Below are 3,296 nucleotides of genomic sequence, written 5' to 3' on the forward strand. Positions count from 1 at the left end.
ACAGAACCGGGCCAGGTAGTCAAGGGCAGCAGAAAAGCGGGAGGCACCATCCTGGTGTTCGACCCGGAGAATGCAGAGGCGACAGTGCAGCCCTATGCCTGGGGCTTCCGCAATGCCATAGGAATCGCATGGAACAGGGACAATGAGCTGTTTATCGCGGTAAATGGTTATGACAACGCCGCCGGCAGGCCCATCAACGATTACCACGACGGCACCTACCGGGTGAGAGAAGGCGCCTGGTACGGCTGGCCTGATTTTGCGGCTAACTTCTCCCCTGTGACCGATGCCAGGTTCAAGCCCAGCAGCTCGGCCATACCGCCTACCTACAAAGGCAGGGAAAGGGTGGCAAAGGAACTGCACTTTCTCATTGACCATGAGGCGAGCGGGCTGGAGCAGCCGGACACATCGCTGATTCTGGGGCTGCATGAAGTGAATTCCTCCCCCTCAAAGCCTGATGTTGCGCCTGAGGGCTGGGGGGACTATGCCGACCACCTTTTTGTGCCGGAGTACGGGGACTTCCAGTGGATCACCAACCCGATGAGGGATAAGTTCGCAGGCAACCGCATTGCCCGGATAGAGACAAGCGGCAGTGGTGAAAACACCGTGCACGCTTTTATCCAGAACGAGAAAGTAGGTCCTGGCTCTCAGCAGGGCGAACTTGGAGAGGGAATCGAAAGGCCGTACGATGTAAAGTTCGGTCCGGACGGGGCTATGTATGTTGTTGATTTTGGTTCTCAGCGAACAAGCCTGAAGCGTATTGCGGAGGGGCATTTCCCGATAGAATTCGACAGGGGAACAGGCATGGTCTGGAGAGTAACAAAAACGAAATGAATTGCTTAGTCACTCTTTGATACTGGTAAAGGCTAAACCAGTGGCTTAGCTTGAACAGAAGGCGATAAAAGGGCAAAAGCAAGGTTGGCTTACCTTGCTTTTGCCCTTTTATTTAATATAATCTGGCTTATGGGCTATAACAAAAAAAAGCTCCTCATCACGGGAGCCTTCCTTGTTCTATAACGTCTTTTATGATAACCCGGTGAAATATATAGAAGCCAAGGCTTATTAGTGCCTCATCGGTATACCTGGCTTTTCTTTGCCCAGCACGTTGAGTGCTGCCCGAAAGCCCTTGGCTAAATCTGTCGCTTGCCCTTTTCCATAGTAGTGCAGGAAGATCATACGCGGGTCGTCCCCCAGCATGTGGTTGTGCAGGGCCACTACCTCCAGCCCGTTCTGCCGCAGCGCCTTGATGACAGGATTCACCTCATGCTCCAGCATGGCAATGTCTCCGGCTATGTGCGCCTTGTCTTTAGTGCCGGCAAAGGAGGCCCAGGAGTTTAGCCCGATGGCCGCCGTAAGCTCTGCTCCCATTGCTTTTATAGTCAGGTCATCCCGCCCCACCGTATATTTATAGGTCGGCCCGTTGACACTGCCCTTGTGTTTGACAATATTATCCAGCGAAGGTATGTCGAACCTTGCCGTTGCCGGCTGCTCCTTACTGCCTGCTGCTTTCGGCTGATTCGCCGGGTATAGCTTGCTGTCCCTGATGGTGGCGGCATATTTCCGGGCTAGGTCTGCCGGCTCCCCTACCCCGTGCACGTGCATGTAGAAGATGCGGGGCTCCTCGTAGAAGAAGTGGTTGTGGATAGCGCTTACCTCCAGCCCATTCGCGTGTGCCGCCGAGATGAGCGGGTTCACTTCCTCCTGCAGCAGCACCGTATCGCTCATCAGCACAGTGGACTTACCGTCCAGTGCTTTCTTAAAGGCAACCCAGCCCCCAAAGCCGAAGGAGGTAGGCACCTCTTCTCCCTTTATCTTTACCTTCAGGTCGTTTCGCGGCAGTGAAATATTGAGGGTGGCCTGCGCCTCATTGTAGTTTCCCTTCTTACCCAGCGCAGCCTCAATGGCCGTAATCTCCTGCGCACTCAGAGGGGGAGTCTTCGCGCTTTGCTTAGCTTCTGCAGCCGCCAGCACGTACCTCATGTCGAACAAGCTGGCAGCGCCAATGAGGGCTGTAGTGCGCAGCACCTGCCGGCGGTTGAGGTAGAATGGTTTCATCGTTATATGTTAGTTCAGGTAAGAATTAGTTTACTTGGCATCTCAGGAATCGGCACCACTTCAGCATATACGAGCATGGCAGCTAATGCGCCAAAATAATTTAACTGCAAGGCATTAGGATTAGTTTTATCACTAAACTTTACACCAAAGTCCTTGCTTTTGCTGGTCCTGTAAGATTTATTTCTGTTGCTCTTTCTTCACCAAAGCAAGTAAAGTCGAAAGTTCTTTGGCCGAGAGATAGCCTCCATGCTGATAGATAATTTCCATTTCTGCGTTCAGCACAGAAAGCGTAGGGTAGGACAGTCGCCCGTCTACGCTTCCGAGCTGCTCAGCCAACTCATGCACGCCTGTACCATTGCCTGTCGGCCTGTACCTGAAAGTATGGCCGTGAAAAGATATATCGTTTTTCTCTTCTGCGTTCAGGAAGACAAAGTAAAAACTTGTGTTCAGCAGTTTCACCACCTGCTCATCCCGGAACGTACTGAGCTTCATCCTTGAGCAGTACCTGCACCAGTCCGTGGAAATAAATACAACCACTGGCCTTCTCTCTGCTTTTTGCAGGCTTTCCAGTTGCCCGAACGCGAAAGAGTTTGGCTGTGCAACTGCCGGTTGGAACTGTAGTATAGTGATTCCAACCAGCACCATAACTAAAAGAAATCTCTTCATAGCCGCCCTTACCTGATGTTTACCCTCACTCCCAGAAAACCCCTGATGCCCTGGTTGGGCGCGTACACATAAGCGGGGTCGAAAGTCAGCGCGTAAGGGTTGCCTGGAGTTGGCACTGCCTGCCCGTTTCCGTTAAACTGAACCTCCTTATCAAACGGATCATGGGACCTTGCGATGCTGTAGGCTGCCGGTGTGAAATCAAGAAGGTTCTTCACGCCGCCGTAAACCTCCACCCTTCCGCCAGGGCTGCCCCAGGTGAACTGAATATTCTGGATGCTCCACCAGGGAGAATATTCCGGCCTCGGGTCAAGTTCCCCCAGCAAAGGCAGGCGCATGGGCCCGTACAGGTTCCCTGTGTAATCAATCCCCAGGTTCAAAGGTGTTATTTTATAGGTTACAGCCCAAGTCCCGGTCCACCTCTCGGTGAGCACCTGCCGCTGCTTTTCTATGTCGCCCCCCTCTTCCGCTTCTTTCGTGTACACATCCATGTACGTTCCCCCAGCCAGCATTTTCAGCCCGTTGAGCAGCTCCACGTCCATGTTCAGGGTGAGGCCCTGCGTGACGGCATGGCCCCGGAG

The 3,296-nt window shown here is 53.1% G+C and carries 2 protein-coding genes and 2 pseudogenes; 1 reads left to right on the forward strand and 3 read right to left on the reverse strand.

The genetic code is table 11. The features are described from left to right. Nucleotides 1-831, forward strand: a pseudogene (locus tag E1919_RS26965) (hypothetical protein); the annotation flags it as partial. Between the two features lie 228 nt (nucleotides 832-1,059). Here the strand turns inward: E1919_RS26965 and E1919_RS26970 are convergent. From E1919_RS26970 to E1919_RS26980, 3 genes and pseudogenes are all read right to left on the reverse strand, one after another. Then, entirely contained in the window at nucleotides 1,060-2,052 is a 993-nt protein-coding gene (locus E1919_RS26970; protein WP_317168278.1) for a DUF1259 domain-containing protein, read from the reverse strand. Nucleotides 2,053-2,229: 177 nt separating this feature from the next. Continuing rightward, complete coding sequence (locus tag E1919_RS26975) at nucleotides 2,230-2,718, reverse strand: thioredoxin family protein (RefSeq protein ID WP_162056500.1); 489 nt, start codon at nucleotides 2,716-2,718, stop codon at nucleotides 2,230-2,232. Nucleotides 2,719-2,726: 8 nt separating this feature from the next. Then, nucleotides 2,727-3,296, reverse strand: a pseudogene (locus E1919_RS26980) (TonB-dependent receptor); the annotation flags it as partial.

The sequence above is a fragment of the Pontibacter pamirensis genome (assembly GCF_010015475.1).
Classification (GTDB): Bacteria; Bacteroidota; Bacteroidia; order Cytophagales; family Hymenobacteraceae; genus Pontibacter; species Pontibacter pamirensis.